Below are 20007 nucleotides of genomic sequence, written 5' to 3' on the forward strand. Positions count from 1 at the left end.
CTAGTCCTCCTCCTCCAGCCAGCCCTCGAACTCCTCCGCCAGCTCGTTCAGAGCGGTCGGGTCCAGTTCCTCGTCGTCGTCGTTGATGACGACGAGCCATTGGGCGTCCTCGGCGTCGTCCTCGCCCGCGAGGGCGTCACGGACGAGCTGGGGGCGGGCGGGTAGGTCGAAGCGCTCGGCGGCTTCGTCGGCGGCGTCCTCGGCGGCGTCGCGGTCGGGGAGGACGAGCACATGTCTGACGTCGGTCACCGGGACATTGTGTCGGACCCGCGTGGGATGCTGGACCGCGATGGCCAGGAACAGTACGACAGACAGCCCGCTCGCCCCCCTGACGATCGCGGTGGGGCAGGAGGACCTGCTCCTCGACCGTGCGGTACGGGAGGTCGTGGAGGCGGCGCGCGCCGCCGACGCCGACACCGATGTGCGCGACCTCACTCCGGACGCCCTCCAGCCGGGCACGCTGGCGGAGCTCACCAGCCCGTCGCTGTTCGCCGAGCGCAAGGTCGTGGTCGTACGGAACGCTCAGGATCTGTCCGCGGACACCGTCAAGGACGTCAAGGCTTATCTGGACGCCCCCGCCGAGGAGATCACGCTCGTCCTGCTGCACGCGGGCGGCGCCAAGGGCAAGGGCCTGCTGGACGCCGCGCGCAAGGCCGGTGCGCGCGAGGTGGCCTGCCCGAAGATGACCAAGCCCGCCGACCGGCTGGCCTTCGTCCGGCAGGAGTTCCGCACCCTGGGCCGGTCCGCCACCCCCGAGGCCTGCCAGGCCCTGGTCGACGCCATCGGCAGCGACCTGAGGGAGCTGGCGAGCGCCTGCGCCCAGCTCGCCGCCGACGTGGAGGGCGCGATCGACGCGGCGGTGGTGGCCCGTTACTACACCGGCCGGGCCGAGGCCACCGGCTTCGAGGTCGCCGACCTGGCGGTGACCGGCCGCGCCGCCGAGGCACTGGAGCGGCTGCGCTGGGCGATCGCGGTCGGCCAGCCGCTGCCCGGCATCACCTTCGCGCTCGCCTCGGGCGTACGGGCCATCGGCAAGCTCGCCTCCGCCCCGCGCGGGGCGCGCTCCGGCGACCTGGCCCGCGAGCTGGGCATGCCGCCGTGGAAGATCGACCGCGTACGCCAGCAGATGCGCGGCTGGTCCGCCGACGGCGTCTCCGCCGCCCTGCGCGCCGTCGCCGATGCCGACGCCGCGGTCAAGGGCGGTGGCGCGGACCCGGCCTACGCCCTGGAGAAGGCGGTCGTCGCCGTAGCGCGGGCCGCGCGGGCCCGCTGATCCCGCGGCGGACGGCCCCGGGCATGCCGAAGGGCCCCGTACCGGAAAGGTAGGAGCCCTTCGGAGGCCGCACCCGCGTGGCGAACGCAGGCCGCGTGCGGCCGGAACATCAGGGGTGCCGGTGGAGGAGCGGGTGAGAGGGACCGCTGTGTCCGTCACCGACGGGTACTGCTTACGGGAAGGCTCAGCCCTGGAGGCCGGCCACCTTCAGCGCCAGCGCCGACTTCTTGTTGGCGGCCTGGTTCTTGTGGATGACGCCCTTGCTCACGGCCTTGTCGAGCTTCTTGGACGCGAGGCGCGCGGCCTCGGTGGCCTTCTCGACGTCGCCGGTGGCCACGGCCTCACGGGTGCGACGGATGGCGGTCTTGAGCTCGGACTTGACGGCCTTGTTGCGCAGGCGCGCCTTCTCGTTGGTCTTGTTGCGCTTGATCTGGGACTTGATGTTCGCCACGAAAGAGCCTTTTCAGGTTTGATCTGATGGGGTCCGCGCCTCGGGTAGAGGGTCACGAGACGCGACTGCCCAGGCTAGCAGTCGGCCGCCGCGCCGCCCAAACCGGTGGCCGGTGGCGGGTCTCGCGGCCCGTCCCGCACCGCCCGGCACGGTCGTGGGCCCGGGCCATGGGACTATGGGAGCCATACGTATCGATCCGACCAGAGGCGACAGGCGCCTCAAGAGACAGGACCCTGCGTGCCCGCGACCCCTTCGAACGTGCCGGAGCCGAGCCGTACCGACCCGGCGCTGATCCGCAATTTCTGCATCATCGCGCACATCGACCACGGCAAGTCGACGCTCGCCGACCGCATGCTCCAGCTCACCGGCGTGGTGGACCAGCGGCAGATGCGCGCCCAATACCTCGACCGGATGGACATCGAGCGCGAGCGCGGTATCACGATCAAGTCCCAGGCGGTCCGGCTGCCCTGGGCGCCCACCGAGGGCGCAGGACAGGGGAAGACCCACATCCTGAACATGATCGACACCCCGGGGCACGTGGACTTCACCTACGAGGTCTCCCGGTCGCTGGCGGCCTGTGAGGGCACGGTCCTGCTGGTCGACGCCGCGCAGGGCATCGAGGCGCAGACGCTGGCCAACCTCTACCTGGCGATGGAGAACGACCTCACCATCGTCCCGGTGCTGAACAAGATCGACCTGCCGGCCGCGCAGCCCGAGAAGTTCTCCGAGGAGCTGGCCAACCTCATCGGCTGCGACCCCTCCGACGTGCTGAAGGTCTCGGCCAAGACCGGCCTCGGCGTCGAGGCGCTGCTGGACCGCGTCGTCGAGACCGTCCCGGCCCCGGTCGGCGTCGCCGACGCGCCCGCCCGTGCGATGATCTTCGACTCGGTCTATGACTCCTACCGCGGTGTCGTCACCTATGTCCGGGTCGTCGACGGTCAGCTCAGCAAGCGCGAGCGGATCAGGATGATGTCCACCGGCGCGACCCACGAGCTGCTGGAGATCGGCACCAACTCACCCGAGATGCTGCCGGCCGACGGCCTCGGCGTCGGCGAGGTGGGCTACCTGATCACGGGTGTGAAGGACGTCCGCCAGTCCAAGGTCGGTGACACGATCACCCAGCAGTCCAAGGGCGCCACCGAGGCCCTGGGCGGCTACAAGGACCCCAAGCCCATGGTGTTCTCCGGCCTGTACCCGCTGGACGGCTCCGACTACCCGGAGCTGCGCGACGCCCTGGACAAGCTGCAGCTCAACGACGCCGCGCTGGTCTACGAGCCGGAGACCTCCGCGGCTCTCGGCTTCGGTTTCCGCGTGGGTTTCCTGGGTCTGCTGCACCTGGACGTGATCCGCGAGCGGCTGGAGCGCGAGTTCGGGCTCGACCTGATCGCCACGGCCCCCAACGTGGTCTACCGCGTGGTGATGGAGGACGGCGCCGAGCACGTCGTCACCAACCCCAGCGAGTTCCCCGAGGGCAAGATCGCCGAGGTGTACGAGCCGGTGGTGCGGGCCACGATCCTGGCGCCCACGGAGTTCATCGGCGCGATCATGGAACTCTGCCAGACCCGGCGCGGCTCGCTGCTCGGCATGGACTACCTCTCCGAGGACCGGGTGGAGATCCGCTACACCCTCCCCCTCGCCGAGATCGTGTTCGACTTCTTCGACCAGCTGAAGTCCAAGACCCGCGGCTACGCGTCGCTGGACTACGAGCCCACCGGCGAGCAGTCCTCCAGCCTGGTCAAGGTGGACATCCTGCTGCACGGCGACAAGGTCGACGCCTTCTCCGCCATCACGCACAAGGACAACGCCTACGCGTACGGCGTGCGCCTGGTGGCCAAGCTGCGCGAGCTCATCCCGCGGCAGAGCTTCGAGGTGCCCGTCCAGGCCGCCATCGGTTCGCGCGTGATCGCCCGCGAGACCATCCGCGCCATCCGCAAGGACGTCCTCGCCAAGTGCTACGGCGGTGACATCTCCCGCAAGCGGAAGCTGCTGGAGAAGCAGAAGGAGGGCAAGAAGCGGATGAAGATGGTCGGCTCCGTGGAGGTGCCGCAGGAGGCCTTCATCGCGGTGCTCTCCAGCGACGAGAACGCCGCCAAGAAGAAGTAGCCGAGGCGGGTCGGCCGACGCGGTCCGAGGCCCCGCGCAGGAAGGGCGCTTGTCCGATTACCGGGCAGGCGCCCTTTCGTATGAGAGGTCCGGCATTCGGGTGATTGGCAAAAACCCCGGTCCGTGCGGTTTCTGCCGGGAGTCCACGACGTTACTCATCGTGACAGCGGCGAAAGTCGTCGCTGTGGAAGGGGAATGTGAAGTGAAGTACTCGAAGGCCGCGGCCGTCGTCGCTGGTTCCGTGATCGCGCTGGGCGCCGCCGGTGCCGCCGCGTCCCCCGCCTTCGCCGGGGAGGCCCTCCCGCTCGGCAACGGGCCGATGAAGATCCTGGACGCCAAGGACGAGGTCGCCAAGACCGGCCTGAAGGCGGTCACCGGCAAGACGGGCGAACTGCTCGGCGGAGCGGGCAAGACCGGGGGCACCAAGGGCATGATCGGCGGGCTGCCCATCGGCGGCTGAGCGCCGCGCTCCCCGCGGTGCCGCCGGTGGGTGGCCGGAGCGGTGGCCGGAAGGCGGGCTCCCCGGATTCCGGGAGGGCCCGCCGTTATGTGTATGCACCACCTATCCGGTCGTCACGGTTGCATCGCGGTGTCCGCGGCCCCTTACCAAGCGGGCGCCGATTCCCTACTCTGATCACCACTCGGTGGTTACTCACGAGTCACCCAGCTAAGAGGCGGGCCCCCGGAGGTTGTCGTGACCGACACGCAGACTTTGATCGAGAACCGGCCGCCCTCCGTGGCGAGCCTGTTCCTGGAGCGCGTCGAGGCGACGCCCGATGCCGAGGCGTACCGCTTCCCGGTGGCGTCGGCGGACGGCGGCCCGGATTCCTGGAAGTCGCTCACCTGGAAGCAGGCCGCGGAACGGGTCCACGCCGTCGCGGCGGGACTGATGGACCTGGGCGTGCGCCCCGAGGAGCGGGTGGCGATCGCCTCGGCCACCCGGGTCGAGTGGATCCTGGCCGACCTCGGCGTGCTCTGCGCCGGTGCGGCGACCACCACCGTCTACCCCAGCACCAACGCCGACGAGACGGCCTTCATCCTGGCCGACTCCGGCAGCCGGGTGCTGATCGCCGAGAACGCGGTGCAGCTCGCCAAGGCCGTCGAGCGCCGTGCCGAGCTTCCCGAGCTGGTCCACGTCGTGGTCGTCGACCCCGAGGGCGCCGACCTCGGGGACGACGGGTGGGCGCTGTCGCTGGCCGAGTTGGAGCAGCGCGGCAAGGTCTACCTGGAGAAGAACCCCGAGGCCGTCCGCAAGGCCGTGGGCGAGATCACCAAGGACCAGCTGGCCACCCTCATCTACACCTCCGGCACGACCGGCCGTCCCAAGGGCGTACGGCTGCCGCACGACTGCTGGGCGTACATGGCCAGGGCGATCCAGGCGAACGGCCTGCTGGAGCCGGAGGACGTCCAGTACCTCTGGCTGCCGCTGGCGCACGTCTTCGGCAAGGTGCTCACCGCCGGGCACATCACCATCGGCCACGTGACCGCCGTCGACGGCCGCGTCGACAAGATCATCGAGAATCTGCCCGTCGTGCAGCCCACCTACATGGCCGCCGTCCCGCGCATCTTCGAGAAGGTCTACAACGGCGTCGCCGCCAAGGCCCGCGCCGGCGGCGGGGCCAAGTACCGGATCTTCAAGTGGGCCGCCGAGGTCGCCCGCGAGTACGCCAAGGTCACCCAGGACAACCGCCGCCGCACCGGCAACGCGAGCGCCCCCTTCGGCCTCACCGCCCAGCACGCCGTCGCCGACCGCCTGGTGTACGCCAAGCTCCGCGACGCCTTCGGCGGCAGGCTGCGCGCCTGCGTCTCCGGCTCCGCCGCCCTCTCCCCGGAGATCGGCTACTTCTTCTCCGGCGCCGGTATCCACATCCTGGAGGGCTACGGGCTGACCGAGTCCAGCGCGGCCAGCTTCGTCAACCCCGGCGAGGCCTACCGGACCGGCACGGTCGGCAAGCCGCTGCCCGGCACCGAGGTCCGCATCGCCGAGGACGGCGAGATCCTGCTGCGCGGCCCCGGCATCATGCAGGGCTACCACGGGCTGCCCGAGAAGACGGCCGAAGTGCTGGAGTCGGACGGCTGGTTCCACACCGGTGACATCGGGGAGTTGTCCGCGGACGGCTACCTCACCATCACCGACCGCAAGAAGGACATCATCAAGAACTCCAACGGCAAGTACATCGCGCCGGCCGCGGTCGAGGGCCAGTTCAAGGCGGCCTGCCCCTTCATCAGCAACGTCCTGGTGATCGGCGCCGACCGCAACTTCTGCACCGCCCTGTTCGCCCTCGACGAGCCCACGATCCTCGGCTGGGCGAAGGAGAACGGCCTGGAGGGCAGGCCCTACGCGGAGGTCGTCGGCTCCGAGCAGGTACGGGCCCTGATGGACGGCTATGTGCAGCGGGTCAACCAGGACCTGCAGCGCTGGCAGCAGATCAAGACGTTCCGCGTACTGCCGCGAGACCTGGACGTCGAGCACGGCGACCTCACGCCGAGCCTGAAGCTCAAGCGGCCGGTCGTGGAGCGGGAGTTCAAGGACCTGATCGACGACATGTACGCCGGTACGCGGGAGGGCTGAGCGGGCCGGGCGCCTCAGTCGCCCGTCCGGGGGCCCGGCAGGCCCACCCCGCGCAGGGCGCGTTCCAGCCGGGCCACGCGGTGGGCGAGCGCGGTGACGTCCGGGCGGCCGTCGGCGGCGAGTTGCCGCTCGACGGCCGCGAGGCGCTGCTCGACCGCCTCCAGCCGGTCCCGGTCGCGCTCCAGCAGTCCTCGCAACTGGCGTGACGTGTGGTGCAGTTCGAGGAAGACCGTCACCTTGGCGCGCAGCACCCAGGGGTCGAAGGGCTTGGTGAGGTAGTCCGCCGCGCCGGTGGCGTAGCCGCGGAAGGCGAAAGTGGTGTCCAGGTCGTCCCCGGTCAGGAAGATGATCGGGATGTCCCTGGTCTGGTCGAGGCGCTTGATGTTCGCGGCCGTCTCGAAGCCGTCCATGCCGGGCATCAGGACGTCGAGCAGCACGACCGCGAACTCCTGGCGCAGCAGCGCCTTCATCGCATCCTCCCCGGAACGGGCGCGGACCAGCGGCTGGTCGAGGGGGCCGAGGATGGCCTCGAGGGCGACGAGGTTGTCCTCCATGTCGTCGACGAGGAGGATGCCCGCCTTCCCCGCGACCGTGCCGGTGGCGCCCGTGGTCACGACGCGGGCCTCGCGGGGTCGTCTGAGCCGGCGCACAGGCCGCCGGGACCGGGACGGGCCCGTCCGTCGTCCCGTCCCGCCCCGGGGTCGGAGAGCCGGTCGGCCCTCGTGTCGATCGTCGACTTCGGCTGCAGGATCTCGCCCTGCGCGGCGGCCGTGATCTTCCGCGAGAGGTCGCCGTCGGCGACGGCCGTCGTCACCTGGGCGATGTTGCGGACCTGGGAGGTGAGGTCGCACGCCATGAAGCCGACGTTGCCGGTGGGGTCCTTCCAGACGCCGGAGACGCCGCGGACCTGTGTGCGGCCGCCCAGTTGGCCCTCGGTGCCGACCTCGCGGGCGACCCGGGCCGCCTCGACCGTCACCTCGCGGGTCAGGTCGCCCCGCGCCACCGCCGTCGCCACCAGCGCGAAGTCGCCGACCTGGGCGGTCAGCCGGGCCGCCACCGTGTTGACCGCCTCGGTCACGTCCCGCCAACTGCCGGACGGCCCGCACGCCTTGGCACGGCCTCCGAGCCGGCCTTCGGTGCCGGCCGCGCGGGCCACCCGGGTCACCTCGCCGGTGAACAGCGACAGCTGGCCCACCATGCCGTTGACCGCCCGGTCGGGCCTGCGCAGGTCGCCGCGGAGCGGCCGGCTGCCGTCGTGCAGGTCCACCCGCTGGGTCAGGTCCCCGTCCGCCACGGCGTCCAGCACGCGGGTGGCGTTCGCCGCGTGCGCGCTCATCGCCCAGGAGCCCTGGCCCGGGCTCTCCGCGAGCCGTTCGTCCAGCCCGTCCCGGCGTACGACCTCCCGCTTGACCCGGCCCAGTTCGGCGGAGAAGTGCCGCTCCCGGGCGACGATCCGGTGGAACGTTCCGGCGAGTTCGGCCGGCACCCCCTCCGTCCCGTCGCCCGGCCGCACCCGGGAGTCGCCGTCGCGCAGGGAGCGCATCGCCGTCAGCAGCGGCCGCAGTTCCGCCGCGCGTATCCACTCACCGTCCGTGGGCGGGTCGGCGACACGCGGACGCGCAGGAGTCGCGGTTTTCGGGGCGGGAACAGCCGATTTAAGAGCCATGACGGCCTTCTTCGGTGACTCGGCGCTTATGAGCGCGCTCAGTCTGTCACGCTGGGCGTGCCGTTAAGGGCGCAATGCCGGATCTGCTCGGGAGCCGCACAGTGGGGCCAGATTCCATGCCACGGGAGTTCGTTTCCCGTACCAGCCTGCCCGGCAACCAGCTGGCGGCCTCCGCGGCAAGGAAGTTCGTCCGTGCCGCGCTGGCCGAGTGGACCACCGAGGAACCCTGGCCGGCCGAGAGCATCGGTGACCACCTCGTGGACGACGCGGTGCTGCTCGTGAGCGAACTCGTCACGAACGCCGTCATCCACGCCGGCACCACCGTCGAGCTGCTCTGCAGGCTGGAGAGTTCGGCGCCAGGCGGTCGTGAGGAGGGCGGACTCGTCGTCGAGGTCTCCGACCACCACCCGGCCCGGGTCGTCCGCGACCGGGCCGAACTCGCCCGCGAAGGCCGCGACGGAGGGCGCGGACTGCAGCTCGTCTCCGCGCTCTCCGAAGAGTGGGGCATCACCTACCGGCGCGAGCTCAAGACCATCTGGTGCCGGCTGGCCGCCGACCGCGAGCCCGTGGGGACGCTGCCGCCGGCCCCCGAGGCCGACCGCGCCCTGCTGCGCGGACTGCGCGCCACCGAGATCCTCGCGCCGACGGCGTACCGGCTGCCGCGGCGGTACGACAGCGAGTGGATCAACCGCGGCTCGCTCTCCTTCCTCGCCGAGGCATCCGACCTGCTCGCCGGGCAGCTCGACGAGGACATGGTCGCCTCGCTCGCCGGGCAGCTGCTCGTGCCCCGCCTCGCCGACTGGTGCGCGGTCTGGCTCTCCGGGGACGGGCCCGAGGGTGCCGAGCCGCGCCTGGCGCGCGTCTGGCACACCTCGGAGGGCCGCATCGACGAGCTGCGCATGGTGCTGGAGAAGGAACCGCCGCCGCCCGCCTCCCGCGCCGGCGCCGTGCCCTGGCCGTGGCCCGCCACCGCCCAGGGCGCGGACGCGTTCGGCGCGGCCCTCGCCTGCCCCCTGGTCACCGGCGGCCGCTGCCACGGCACGCTGCTGCTCGGGCGCACCGGGCTGATGCGCTTCCCCGACGAGGTCATCGGCCTCATCGAGGACTTCGCGCGCCGCGTCGCACTGGCGGTGGGCACCGCCCGGCAGTACACGCGCCAGGCCATGATCAGCCGGGTCCTGCAGCGCGGCCTGCTGCCCGCGGGGCTCGGCGCGGTGCCGGGCCTCGACACGGCCGTCGTCTACGAGCCCACGCGTGCCGATGTCGTCGGCGGCGACTTCTACGACCTCTTCCCCGCGGGCGGCGGCCGGTGGTGCTTCGCCCTCGGCGACGTCCAGGGCAACGGCCCCGAGGCGGCCGCGGTCACCGGCCTCGCCCGGCCCGTCATGCGGCTCCTCGCGCGCGAGGGGTACGGCGTCACGGAGGTCCTCGACCGGCTCAACCGCGCGCTCGCGGACGAGGCCGCCGCGGCCACGCTCGGCGACGCGCTCGGGCCGGGGTGGGACACGGGGCCGCGGTTCCTGTCCCTGCTGTACGGGGAGATCGTGCCGGAGGGTGTGGGGGAGGGCACCGGTGCGCCGGGCGGCGGCGCCCTGTGCACCCTGGCCAGCGCCGGGCATCCCCTTCCGCTCCTGCTGACAGGGGACGGCGCGGTACGGCCCGCCGCGGTGCCGCAGATACTGCTGGGGATCACGGACGACGCGCGCTACCGCAGCGAATCGTTCCGGCTGGCCCCCGGGGACACGCTGCTGTGCGTCACGGACGGGGTGACGGAGCGGCGCAACGGGAGCCGCCAGTTCGACGACGACGACGGGCTGGCGGCCGTGCTGGCGGCTTGCGCCGGGCTGGGGGCGGCGGGGGTGGCGGAGCGGATCCGGAGGGCGGTGCACGAGTACGACGTGGCGCCGCCGGATGATGATCTCGCGGTGCTCGTGCTTCAGGCCCAGTGAGGGGCGCAGCCGCCCGCAGGCGCAACGGAGCCGCACACGACAACCGGGCCCCGCACGAGGGGACCGGAACCGCCCTCGGAAGGGATGGCGGACAATGGGACGCATGCCATCCGTACTGCCCGACGGGGAGCCCATGCCGGAGGACGGCGCGCTCCCCCCGACCGCGCTGCACGGCGCGGACTCCCGCCCCCTGGGGTTCTACCTGCACGTCCCGTACTGCGCCACCCGCTGCGGGTACTGCGACTTCAACACCTACACCGCCGCCGAGCTGCGCGGCACCGGGGGCGTGCTCGCCTCACGGGAGAACTACGCGGACACCCTGGTCGACGAGATCCGGCTGGCCCGCAAGGTGCTGGGCGACGACCCCCGCCGCGTCGAGACCGTGTTCGTCGGAGGCGGGACGCCGACCCTGCTGCCGGCCGCGGACCTGGCCCGGATGCTGGGGGCCATCCGGGAGGAGTTCGGCCTGGCGGAGGGTGCGGAGGTCACCACGGAGGCGAACCCGGAGTCCGTGGACCCGGCGTATCTGGAGGAGCTTCGGGCCGGGGGGTACACGCGGCTCTCGTTCGGGATGCAGAGCGCCCGCCCGCACGTGCTGCAGGTACTGGACCGGCGGCACACGCCGGGCCGCCCGGAGCAGTGTGTGGCGGAGGCCCGGGCGGCGGGGTTCGAGCACGTCAACCTGGACCTGATCTACGGCACGCCCGGGGAGTCGGACGACGACTGGCGGGCGTCGCTGGACGCCGCGATCGGCGCGGGGCCCGACCATGTGTCGGCGTACGCGCTGATCGTGGAGGAGGGCACGCAGCTGGCGCGCAGGATCCGGCGCGGCGAGGTGCCGATGACGGACGACGACGTGCACGCGGACCGCTACCTGATCGCGGAGGAGCGCCTGGCGGCGGCCGGCTACGGCTGGTACGAGGTGTCGAACTGGGCGACCTCGCAGGCGGCCCGGTGCCGCCACAACGAGCTGTACTGGACCGGCGCGGACTGGTGGGGAGCCGGGCCCGGCGCGCACAGCCACGTGGGCGGGGTGCGGTGGTGGAACGTGAAGCACCCCGCGGCGTACGCGGCGGCGCTCGCCGAGGGCCGCAGTCCCGGGGCGGGCCGTGAGGTGCTGGCGGCGGAGGACCGCCGGGTGGAGCGGATCCTGCTGGAGCTGAGGCTGTCCGACGGCTGCCCGCTGGACGTGCTCGCCCCGGCGGGCGCCGGGGCCGCGGAGCGCGCCGTAAGGGACGGGCTCCTGGAGACCGGTCCTTACCGTGAGGGCCGTGCCGTCCTCACGCTGCGCGGCCGCCTGCTGGCCGACGCCGTCGTCAGGGACCTGGTCGACTGACTCACGCCGGGGCCGTGACGAAGTCGATCAGCTCCTCCACGCGCCCCAGCAGTTCCGGCTGGAGGTCCTTGTAGGAGTGGACGGCGCCCAGGATGCGCTGCCAGGCGGCGCCGGTGTTCTCCGGCCAGCCCAGGGCGCGGCACACGCCGGTCTTCCAGTCCTGGCCGCGGGGGACGGCCGGCCAGGCGGGGATGCCGACGGAGGAGGGCTTCACGGCCTCCCAGACGTCGATGTAGGGGTGGCCGGCGACCAGGACGTGCTCGCCGGTGACCTCCGCGGCGATCCGGGACTCCTTGCTGCCGGGCACCAGGTGGTCGACGAGCACGCCGAGGCGCGCGTCCGGGCCGGGGGCGAAGGAGGCGACGATGGCGGGGAGGTCGTCGACGCCTTCCAGGTACTCGACGACGACGCCCTCGATCCGCAGGTCGTCGCCCCAGACGCGCTCGACCAGTTCCGCGTCGTGGCGGCCCTCGACGTAGATACGGCCGGCGCGGGCGACCCGGGCCCGGGCGCCGGGGACGGCGAGGGAGCCGGAGGCGGTCAGCCGCGGGCCGCCCGCGGGGGCGGTGGAGGGGCGCACGAGGGTGACCACGCGGCCCTCCAGGAGGAAGCCGCGGGTTGCCATGGGGAAGACGCGGTGCTTGCCGAAGCGGTCCTCAAGGGTGACCGTGGGGCCCTCGGCGGTCTTCTCGCAGCGGACGACGGCGCCGCAGAAGCCGGTGGAGACCTCCTCCACCACCAGGTCCCGCTCGGCGGCGACCTCGGGCGCGGGCGTGGCGGGCCGTTTCCACGGCGGGGTGAGGTCGGGGTCGTAGCTGCGGCTGCGCATGCCTGCGATCGTATCCGCGCGGCACGCCGCTCAGGCGGATCCGAACCGGGCGGCGAGCGAGTCCCGTTGGGCGCGGACGAAGCGGGCGTCGACGACCGCGCCGTGGCCCGGCACGTACAGCGCGGTCTCGCCGCCCAGCAGCAGCAGCCGGTCCAGGGCGGCGGGCCAGGCGTGCGGGGCGGCGTCGGGCCCGGCCTGGGGCTCGCCGGACTCCTCGACGAGGTCGCCGCAGAAGACCACGGCCGGCGTGCCCGGCACGACCACCGCCAGGTCGTGCGTGGTGTGCCCCTCACCCGGGTGGACCAGCAGGACCTGCCGGTCGCCGCCGAGGTCGAGTTCGCAGGAGCCGTCCACGAGGTGACCGGGGTGCACGAGGGCCTCCGCCGCCCACGCGGACTCGGCCTCGTCGGCGCCGTGCCGGACCGCGTCCCGGCCCAGCGAGAAGCGCTCGCGGCCGAGGTAGGTGTCGAGCGTCATCTCGCCGAACACCTGGACGCCCTCGAAGGCGGCGGTGCCGAAGACGTGGTCGAAGTGGCCGTGGGTGAGTGCGATGTGCGTCACGTCCCGCCCGGTCAGTTCGCGGACCTCACGGCGGAGTCCGGCGCCCTCGGGGACGGAGGAGCCCGTGTCGATCAGCAGCACGCCGTCGTCGCCGACGACCACCCCGACGGTCACGTCGAGGAAGGGCAGCCGCCGCCGTGCGACGCCCGGGGCGAGCTGTTCCCAGCCGCCGGGGGAGCCCGGCGCGGTCGGTGTGGTCTCCACAACGTGACGGTATCCCCGCCACCTGCCCCGCGCCCGCTACGGTGGCCGGTCAAGGACGTCCCGGGACCGGACCCGTGGACGGCCCTTGCCGAGGTCTTGCCACCCCGCCGTACACTGACTTGGGGAAAGCTGGCACTCAGCCCAGAGGAGTGCCAGGCCACGGGGGCGACACGACCCGCACGGTGACCGAGCGACTGGAGGTGCGCGATGCTCAGTGAACGACGACTGGAAGTGCTGCGTGCCATCGTCCAGGACTACGTGGGCACCGAGGAGCCGGTCGGCTCCAAGGCGCTGACCGAGCGGCACGCCCTCGGCGTTTCCCCGGCCACCGTCCGCAACGACATGGCCGTGCTGGAGGACGAGGGCTACATCCAGCAGCCCCACACCAGCGCCGGCCGCGTGCCGACCGACAAGGGCTACCGGCTCTTCGTCGACCGGCTGACCAGTGTCAAGCCGCTGTCCGGCGCGGAGCGCCGGGCCATCGGGAACTTCCTGGACGGCGCCGTCGACCTCGACGACGTGGTGGCCCGGACGGTCCGGCTGCTTGCGCAGCTCACCCGGCAGGTCGCGATCGTCCAGTACCCGTCGCTCACCCGCTCGACGGTGCGCCACGTCGAACTGCTCGCGCTCGCCCCGGCCAGGGTCATGCTGGTGCTGATCACGGACACCGGACGGGTGGAGCAGCGACTGGTGGACGCCCCGGCACCGGTCGGCGAGACCGTGCTGGCCGACCTGCGCGCCCGGCTGAACAGCCGGGTGGTGGGGCGCCGGTTCAGCGACGTCCCGCCGCTGGTGCAGGAGCTCCCCGAGGGCTTCGAGCCCGACGACCGGCCCTCCGTCCAGGTGGTGCTCGCCACACTCCTGGAGACCCTGGTCGAGGAGACCGAAGAGCGGATCATGCTCGGCGGCACGGCCAACCTGACCCGCTTCGGGCACGACTTCCCGCTGACGATCCGCCCGGTGCTGGAGGCGCTCGAGGAGCAGGTGGTGCTTCTCAAGCTGCTGGGCGAGGCCAAGGATTCGGGCGTGACGGTGAGAATCGGTCACGAGAACTTCCATGAGGGCCTGAACTCCACATCGGTCGTCTCCGTCGGCTACGGTTCGGGCGACGAGGCGGTGGCGAAACTCGGCGTGGTCGGACCGACCCGCATGGACTACCCCGGAACGATGGGAGCGGTACGCGCAGTGGCACGTTACGTCGGACAGATCCTGGCGGAGTCGTAGTGGCCACGGACTATTACGCCGTGCTCGGCGTGCGCCGCGACGCAGGACCGGACGAGATCAAGAAGGCCTTCCGCCGTCTCGCGCGCGAGCTGCACCCGGACGTCAATCCGGACCCGAAGACCCAGGAGCGGTTCAAGGAGATCAACGCCGCTTACGAGGTGCTCTCGGACCCGCAGAAGAAGCAGGTCTACGACCTCGGCGGCGACCCGCTGTCCGCCAACGGCGGCGGTGCGGGCGCGGGCGCGGGCTTCGGCCAGGGCTTCGGCAACTTCAGCGACATCATGGACGCCTTCTTCGGCACGGCGTCCCAGCGCGGCCCGCGCTCGCGCACCCGGCGCGGCCAGGACGCGATGATCCGGCTGGAGATCGAGCTGGACGAGGCGGCCTTCGGCACGACCAAGGACATCCAGGTCGACACGGCCATCGTCTGCAACACCTGCCACGGCGAGGGCGCCGCCCCGGGCACGACCGCGCAGACGTGTGACATGTGTCGCGGCCGCGGTGAGGTCTCGCAGGTCACGCGGTCCTTCCTCGGCCAGGTCATGACCTCCCGCCCGTGCCCCCAGTGCCAGGGCTTCGGCACCGTCGTCCCCAACCCGTGCCCGGAGTGCGCGGGCGACGGCCGGATCCGTTCGCGGCGCACGCTGACGGTCAAGATCCCGGCCGGAGTCGACAACGGCACCCGCATCCAGCTGGCGGGCGAGGGCGAGGTCGGCCCCGGCGGCGGCCCCGCCGGCGACCTCTACGTCGAGATCCGTGAGCTCCCGCACCAGATGTTCCAGCGGCGCGGTGACGACCTGCACTGCACCGTCACCATTCCGATGACGGCGGCGGCGCTGGGCACCAAGGTCCCGCTGGAGACCCTGGACGGGCTGGAGGAGATCGACATCCGGCCCGGGACGCAGTCCGGCCAGTCGATCCCGCTCCACCAGCGCGGCATCACGCACCTGCGCGGCGGCGGCCGGGGCGACCTCATCGTGCACGTCGAGGTGCAGACCCCGGGCAAGCTCGACCCGGAGCAGGAGGAACTGCTGCGCCGCCTGGCGAAGCTGCGCGGCGAGGAGCGGCCCCTGGGGCAGTTCCAGCCGGGCCAGCAGGGGCTGTTCTCCCGCCTCAAGGACGCGTTCAACGGGCGCTAGGGCGACACGGCCCAGCCACCCGGGGGCCCGCGGCCGGGGCGCACGACACCCTGGACCGCGGGCCGTCGCGTGCCGTGAAACGATGGGCGCATGGCCGCCCTGACCCACCGCTCCCCGAGGACCGCGCCGTGACCGCACCCGTCTTCGTCGTCGAACCCGGCGCGCTGGGCCCGGACCGCATCACGCTCTCCGGACCCGAGGGGCGGCACGCGGTGTCCGTGCGCCGGCTGCGGGCCGGCGAGGAGATCGTGCTCACCGACGGCCTGGGGCGCGGCGCGTACGGCACGGTGGCGGCCGTCGACGGCAAGGACACGCTCGAGGTCGCCGTCGCCGAGGTCCGCGAGGAGTCCGAGCCCCGCCCGCGGATCACGGTCGTCCAGGCGCTGCCGAAGGGCGACCGAGGGGAACTCGCCGTCGAGACCATGACCGAGGTCGGCGTCGACGCCGTCGTGCCGTGGGCCGCCGCGCGCTGCATCACCCAGTGGAAGGGCGAGCGCGGCGCCAAGTCGCTGGCCAAGTGGCGGTCCACCGCCCGGGAGGCGGCCAAACAGGCCCGGCGGCTGCGGTTCCCGGAGGTCGCCGATCTGCTGACGACCCGTCAGCTCGCCGGGCTGCTGTCCGGCGCCGCGTTCGCCGCGGTCCTCCACGAGGAGGGCTCGGAGCCCCTCGCCACGGCCCCGTTGCCGCCCGAGGGCGACATCGTGCTCGTCGTCGGTCCCGAGGGCGGGGTCTCCCCGGAGGAGCTCGACGCCTTCGCCGCGGCAGGAGCGAAGCCGTACCGCCTCGGCGCCAGCGTGCTGCGCACCTCCACCGCGGGTGTCGCCGCCACGGCCCTCCTGCTGGGACGTACCGGACGCTGGGGCTGACGCGGCCGCCGAGGTGGCGTCCCCCCCGGCGGGCAATGAGATCGAAAACCCCTGACCAGCCGGGCGCCGGGTGGTTAATGTGGCGACGTGACGCAGCCGCAGCCTTCGCATCCCGCGTACCTCCGCTTCCCGCACCTGCACGGTGACTTGATCACCTTCACCGCCGAGGACGACGTCTGGGCCGCCCCGCTGGACGGCAGCGGACGGGCCTGGCGGGTCAGCGCCGACAACATGCCGGTCGGCCATCCGCGGTTCTCCCCCGACGGGACGCTCATCGCGTGGACCTCCACGCGGGACGGCGCACCCGAGGTGCACGTAGCGGCCGCCGACGGCGGGCCGTCGAAGCGGCTGACGCACTGGGGCAGCGTGCGCACCTCCGTACGGGGCTGGACGCCCGGCGGCGACGTGCTGGCCATCAGCACGTACGGGCAGGCGTCGCTGCGCCGCAGTTGGGCGCGGGCGATCCCGGTCGACGGCGGTCCCGCCTCGACGCTGCCGTACGGGCCGGTCGGTGCCGTCGCCCACGGTCCGGACGGGGCCGTGCTGCTGCTGTCGGCCACGATGGGCCGTGAGGCGGCGGCCTGGAAGCGCTACCGGGGCGGCACCGCGGGCAAGTTGTGGATCGACCGCACGGGCGAGGGAGAGTTCGAGCGGATCCACACCGGCCTGGACGGCAACCTGGAGTACCCGATGTGGGTGGGGGACAGGATCGCCTTCCTCTCCGACCACGAGGGCGTCGGCGCCGTCTACTCCAGCCTCCCCGACGGCTCGGACCTGCGCCGCCACACCTCCGTGGCGGACGGCGGCTTCTACGCCCGGCAGGCCGCCAGCGACGGCTCCCGCGTCGTCTACACCAGCACCGGCCGGCTGTTCCTGCTGGACGACCTCGACGGCGCCGAGGCCCGGCCGGTCGAGGTGCGCCTCGGCGGCCAGCGCGCAGACCTGCAGCCGCACCCGATCCACGCGGCCTACCACCTCGGCGACGCGCGGCCCGACCACACCGGCCGCGGCAGCGCGGTCGAGATCCGCGGCACCACGCACTGGGTCACCCACCGCGGCGGCCCGGCACGGGCGTTGTCGGCCGAGCCCGGGGTGCGCACGAGGCTGCCGCGGGTGTTCGGCGGTGAGGGCGACCAGCAGGTCGTCTGGGTCACCGACGCCGAGGGCGAGGACGCGCTGGAGATCGCCCCCGCGGCGGGCACCGGCACCGCGGCGCCCCGCCGGCTGGCCTCGGGGCGGCTCGGCCGGGTGCTGGGGATGACCGTCTCACCGGACGGCCACCGGATCGCCGTCGCCTCGCACGACGGCCGGGTGCTGCTCGTCGAGGCCCAGACCGGTGAGGTCCGCACTGTCGTGGAGGGCGAGCACGGCCACGCCACCGGCCTCGCCTTCTCGCCCGACTCGGCCTGGCTCGCCTGGTCGCACGCCGGACCCGACCCGCTGCGCCAGCTCAAGCTGGCCTCGACCGCCGACCTCACCGTCGTCGACGCGACGCCGCTGCGCTTCCAGGACTTCTCGCCCGCCTTCACCGCCGACGGCAAGCACCTGGCGTTCCTGTCCGAGCGCTCCTTCGACCCGGTCTACGACGACCACGTCTTCGACATGGCCTTCCTGCGCGCCTGCCGTCCCCACCTGATCACGCTCGCCGCCACCACGCCCTCCCCCTTCGGCCCGCAGCGCCACGGCCGCCCGGTCGACTCCTCCGCCGAGGACAAGGACGGCGAGGACCGCGCCCAGGACGAGGGCAGGAAGGACTCCCGCACGGAGGACGGCGAGGACCGCCCCCGTACTCCCGTCACCAGGGTGGACGCCGAGGGCCTGGCCGACCGCATCGTCCCCTTCCCGGTGGAGGCGGCCCGCTACTCCACACTGCGCGCGGCCAAGGACGGCGTCCTGTGGCTGCGCCACCCCGTGCGCGGGGTCCTGGGCGCGAGCCTGGCCTCACCCGAGGCCGAGCCGCCGTCCACCGCGCTGGAGCGCTACGACCTCAAGCAGCTGCGCGTGGAGGACATCGCCGACGACGCCGACGACTACGCCGTCAGCGGCGACGGCAACAAGGTGCTGGTGACGTCCGGTCACCGGCTGCGGGTCGCCGCCGCCGACCACAAGTCGGCGCCGTCCGAGGACGAGACCGACAGCAACGTCACCGTCGACCTCTCCCGGGTCCGCGTCACCGTGGACCCGCAGGCCGAGTGGCGGCAGATGTACGACGAGTCGCACCGCCTGATGCGGGACAACTTCTGGCGCGCCGACATGGGCGGCGTCGACTGGGACGGGGTGCGCGAGCGCTACCGGCACGTCCTGGACCGGGTCGCCACCCACGACGACCTCGTCGACCTGCTCTGGGAGGTGGCGGGCGAGCTCGGCACCTCGCACGCCTACGTCGTGCCGTACGGCGGCCGCGGCGACGGGCTGCACCGCCAGGGCCTGCTGGGCGCGGACCTCGCCCGGGACGCGGACGGCGTGTGGCGCGTGGAGCGGGTGCTGCCCTCGGAGACCTCCGACCCTATGGCCGGCTCCCCGCTGGCCGCGCCGGGCGCCGCGGTCCGCGCGGGCGACGCGATCCTCGCGGTGGACGGACGGCCCGTGGATCCGCTGACCGGCCCCGGCCCGCTGCTGATGGGCACCGTGCGCAAGCCCGTCGAGCTCACCGTGGGCCCCGCCGACGGCGGGGCGGCGCGCCATGTGGTCGTCGTGCCCATCGCGGACGAGGAGCCGCTGCGCTACCACGACTGGGTCGCCGGGCGCCGGGCGTACGTGCACGAGCTGTCCGGCGGCCGGCTGGGGTATCTGCACGTGCCCGACATGGTCGGCTCCGGCTGGGCCCAGCTCCATCGCGACCTGCGCGTGGAGGTCGTGCGGGAGGGGCTGGTCGTCGACGTGCGGGAGAACCGCGGCGGCCACACCTCGCAGCTGGTCGTGGAGAAGCTGGCGCGGCGGATCGTGGGCTGGAACCTGCCCCGCGGGCTGCCGGCCTCCAGCTACCCGCTGGACGCGCCGCGCGGGCCCGTCGTGGCCGTCGCCAACGAGTTCTCCGGCTCGGACGGCGACATCGTCAACGCGGCGATCAGGGCGCTGGGGATCGGGCCCGTGGTGGGCACCAGGACCTGGGGCGGCGTCATCGGCATCGACTCCCGCTACCACCTGGTCGACGGGACGCTGGTCACCCAGCCGAAGTACGCCACCTGGCTGGAGGGCATGGGCTGGGACGTGGAGAACCACGGCGTCGACCCGGACGTCGAGGTCGTCCACACCCCGCAGGACTCGGCCGCCGGGCGGGACCCGCAGCTGGACGAGGCCGTCCGTCTCGCGCTGGAGGCGCTGGAGGCCGATCCGGCCCGCACCGCGCCCCCGTTGCCGTAGCGGCGGGAGCGGGGCCCGGCGCGGCCCGGGCCCCGCGGCGGCGCGCCGCCGCGGGGGGCACCGGTAGCATGCGGGACGTACTGATCAACCCCTGGACGGAGGCGTCAGGTGGCGGGAGAGCCGCAGGCGGACTGCCTGTTCTGCAAGATCGTCGCGGGGAGCATCCCCGCGACCGTCGTGCGGGAGACCGAGACGACCGTCGCGTTCCGCGACATAAACCCCCAGGCGCCGACGCACGTTCTGGTCATCCCCAAGGCGCACTACCCGGACGCCGCCTCGCTGGCCGCCCGGGCGCCCCAACTCGCCGCGGACGTGCTGCGGGAGGCGGGCGAGGTGGCGACCGAGGACAAGGTGGCCGGCAGCGGCTACCGGATCGTCTTCAACACCGGCGCGGGGGCGGGCCAGACCGTCTTCCACGCGCACGCCCACGTGCTGGGCGGCCGTGGCTTCGAGTGGCCGCCCGGATAACCG

General features: G+C 73.0%; 16 protein-coding genes and 1 pseudogene. 11 read left to right on the forward strand and 6 right to left on the reverse strand.

Annotation, left to right across the window (positions count from 1 at the left end):
• Window positions 1-249 (reverse strand): hypothetical protein, encoded by a 249-nt coding sequence (locus B085_RS0100635; protein ID WP_026250538.1) that lies wholly within the window; start codon window positions 247-249, stop codon window positions 1-3.
• Between the two features lie 40 nt (window positions 250-289).
• On the opposite strand from B085_RS0100635, the gene holA reads away from it, so the two are divergent.
• Window positions 290-1273, forward strand: a complete 984-nt coding sequence (holA, locus tag B085_RS0100640; RefSeq protein ID WP_018556616.1) for a DNA polymerase III subunit delta — start codon at window positions 290-292, stop codon at window positions 1271-1273.
• A gap of 184 nt (window positions 1274-1457) precedes the next feature.
• On the opposite strand, the gene rpsT is transcribed toward holA, so the two are convergent.
• On the reverse strand, window positions 1458-1724 hold the full coding sequence (gene rpsT / locus B085_RS0100645) for a 30S ribosomal protein S20 (protein WP_018556617.1): 267 nt from the start codon (window positions 1722-1724) through the stop codon (window positions 1458-1460).
• A gap of 237 nt (window positions 1725-1961) precedes the next feature.
• Between rpsT and lepA the strand changes: the two genes are divergently transcribed.
• From lepA to B085_RS0100660, 3 genes are all read left to right on the forward strand, one after another.
• Complete coding sequence (lepA, locus tag B085_RS0100650) at window positions 1962-3827, forward strand: translation elongation factor 4 (protein WP_018556618.1); 1866 nt, start codon at window positions 1962-1964, stop codon at window positions 3825-3827.
• Window positions 3828-4029: 202 nt separating this feature from the next.
• Window positions 4030-4287 carry a hypothetical protein gene (locus B085_RS40800; RefSeq protein ID WP_018556619.1) on the forward strand — a complete coding sequence of 86 codons (258 nt, stop codon included), beginning with the start codon at window positions 4030-4032 and terminating at the stop codon, window positions 4285-4287.
• A gap of 234 nt (window positions 4288-4521) precedes the next feature.
• Window positions 4522-6399: an AMP-dependent synthetase/ligase gene (locus tag B085_RS0100660; RefSeq protein ID WP_018556620.1), complete on the forward strand. Its 1878-nt coding sequence runs from the start codon at window positions 4522-4524 to the stop codon at window positions 6397-6399.
• 14 nt (window positions 6400-6413) lie between these two features.
• Here B085_RS0100660 and B085_RS0100665 read toward each other — a convergent pair whose 3' ends face one another.
• Window positions 6414-6953, reverse strand: a complete 540-nt coding sequence (locus B085_RS0100665) for a response regulator (protein WP_051101929.1) — start codon at window positions 6951-6953, stop codon at window positions 6414-6416.
• A gap of 149 nt (window positions 6954-7102) precedes the next feature.
• Window positions 7103-7942 (reverse strand): annotated as a pseudogene (locus B085_RS0100670) (HAMP domain-containing protein); the annotation flags it as partial.
• A 239-nt stretch (window positions 7943-8181) separates the two neighbouring features.
• On the opposite strand from B085_RS0100670, the gene B085_RS0100675 reads away from it, so the two are divergent.
• Together B085_RS0100675 and hemW are read left to right on the forward strand one after the other, a co-directional pair.
• The gene (locus B085_RS0100675) at window positions 8182-10014 is read left to right on the forward strand and encodes a SpoIIE family protein phosphatase (protein WP_018556623.1); all 1833 of its coding nucleotides are present in this window, start codon (window positions 8182-8184) and stop codon (window positions 10012-10014) included.
• A 103-nt stretch (window positions 10015-10117) separates the two neighbouring features.
• Window positions 10118-11350 (forward strand): radical SAM family heme chaperone HemW, encoded by a 1233-nt coding sequence (hemW, locus tag B085_RS0100680; protein ID WP_026250541.1) that lies wholly within the window; start codon window positions 10118-10120, stop codon window positions 11348-11350.
• A 1-nt stretch (window position 11351) separates the two neighbouring features.
• On the opposite strand, the gene B085_RS0100685 is transcribed toward hemW, so the two are convergent.
• Entirely contained in the window at window positions 11352-12179 is an 828-nt protein-coding gene (locus tag B085_RS0100685) for a DUF3097 domain-containing protein (protein WP_018556625.1), read from the reverse strand.
• A gap of 30 nt (window positions 12180-12209) precedes the next feature.
• On the reverse strand, window positions 12210-12944 hold the full coding sequence (locus B085_RS0100690; protein WP_018556626.1) for an MBL fold metallo-hydrolase: 735 nt from the start codon (window positions 12942-12944) through the stop codon (window positions 12210-12212).
• A 207-nt stretch (window positions 12945-13151) separates the two neighbouring features.
• Here B085_RS0100690 and hrcA point away from each other — a divergent pair, with 207 nt between their 5' ends.
• The 5 genes from hrcA (at window position 13152) to B085_RS0100715 (ending at window position 20004) form a co-directional block, all read left to right on the forward strand.
• Entirely contained in the window at window positions 13152-14168 is a 1017-nt protein-coding gene (hrcA, locus tag B085_RS0100695) for a heat-inducible transcriptional repressor HrcA (protein ID WP_026250542.1), read from the forward strand.
• Window positions 14168-15307 carry a molecular chaperone DnaJ gene (dnaJ, locus tag B085_RS0100700; RefSeq protein WP_018556628.1) on the forward strand — a complete coding sequence of 380 codons (1140 nt, stop codon included), beginning with the start codon at window positions 14168-14170 and terminating at the stop codon, window positions 15305-15307. Before hrcA ends, dnaJ begins: the two co-directional genes overlap by 1 nt.
• 128 nt (window positions 15308-15435) lie before the next feature.
• Window positions 15436-16173 carry a 16S rRNA (uracil(1498)-N(3))-methyltransferase gene (locus tag B085_RS0100705; protein ID WP_018556629.1) on the forward strand — a complete coding sequence of 246 codons (738 nt, stop codon included), beginning with the start codon at window positions 15436-15438 and terminating at the stop codon, window positions 16171-16173.
• Window positions 16174-16260: 87 nt separating this feature from the next.
• Entirely contained in the window at window positions 16261-19536 is a 3276-nt protein-coding gene (locus B085_RS0100710) for a S41 family peptidase (RefSeq protein ID WP_018556630.1), read from the forward strand.
• Window positions 19537-19644: 108 nt separating this feature from the next.
• The gene (locus B085_RS0100715) at window positions 19645-20004 is read left to right on the forward strand and encodes a histidine triad nucleotide-binding protein (protein ID WP_018556631.1); all 360 of its coding nucleotides are present in this window, start codon (window positions 19645-19647) and stop codon (window positions 20002-20004) included.
• Window positions 20005-20007: the final 3 nt, after the last annotated feature.

The sequence above is a fragment of the Streptomyces sp. BoleA5 genome, assembly GCF_000373665.1.
Lineage (GTDB): Bacteria > Actinomycetota > Actinomycetes > Streptomycetales > Streptomycetaceae > Actinacidiphila.

What these genes read in the sequence shown, in the direction of transcription:
- holA (WP_018556616.1), top strand. Translation starts at nt 290, where the DNA reads ATGGCCAGGAACAGTACGACAGACAGCCCGCTCGCCCCCCTGACGATC.
- B085_RS0100665 (WP_051101929.1), bottom strand. Translation starts at nt 6,953, where the DNA reads ATGGAGGACAACCTCGTCGCCCTCGAGGCCATCCTCGGCCCCCTCGAC.
- B085_RS0100675 (WP_018556623.1), top strand. Translation starts at nt 8,182, where the DNA reads ATGCCACGGGAGTTCGTTTCCCGTACCAGCCTGCCCGGCAACCAGCTG.
- hemW (WP_026250541.1), top strand. Translation starts at nt 10,118, where the DNA reads ATGCCATCCGTACTGCCCGACGGGGAGCCCATGCCGGAGGACGGCGCG.
- B085_RS0100685 (WP_018556625.1), bottom strand. Translation starts at nt 12,179, where the DNA reads ATGCGCAGCCGCAGCTACGACCCCGACCTCACCCCGCCGTGGAAACGG.
- hrcA (WP_026250542.1), top strand. Translation starts at nt 13,152, where the DNA reads ATGCTCAGTGAACGACGACTGGAAGTGCTGCGTGCCATCGTCCAGGAC.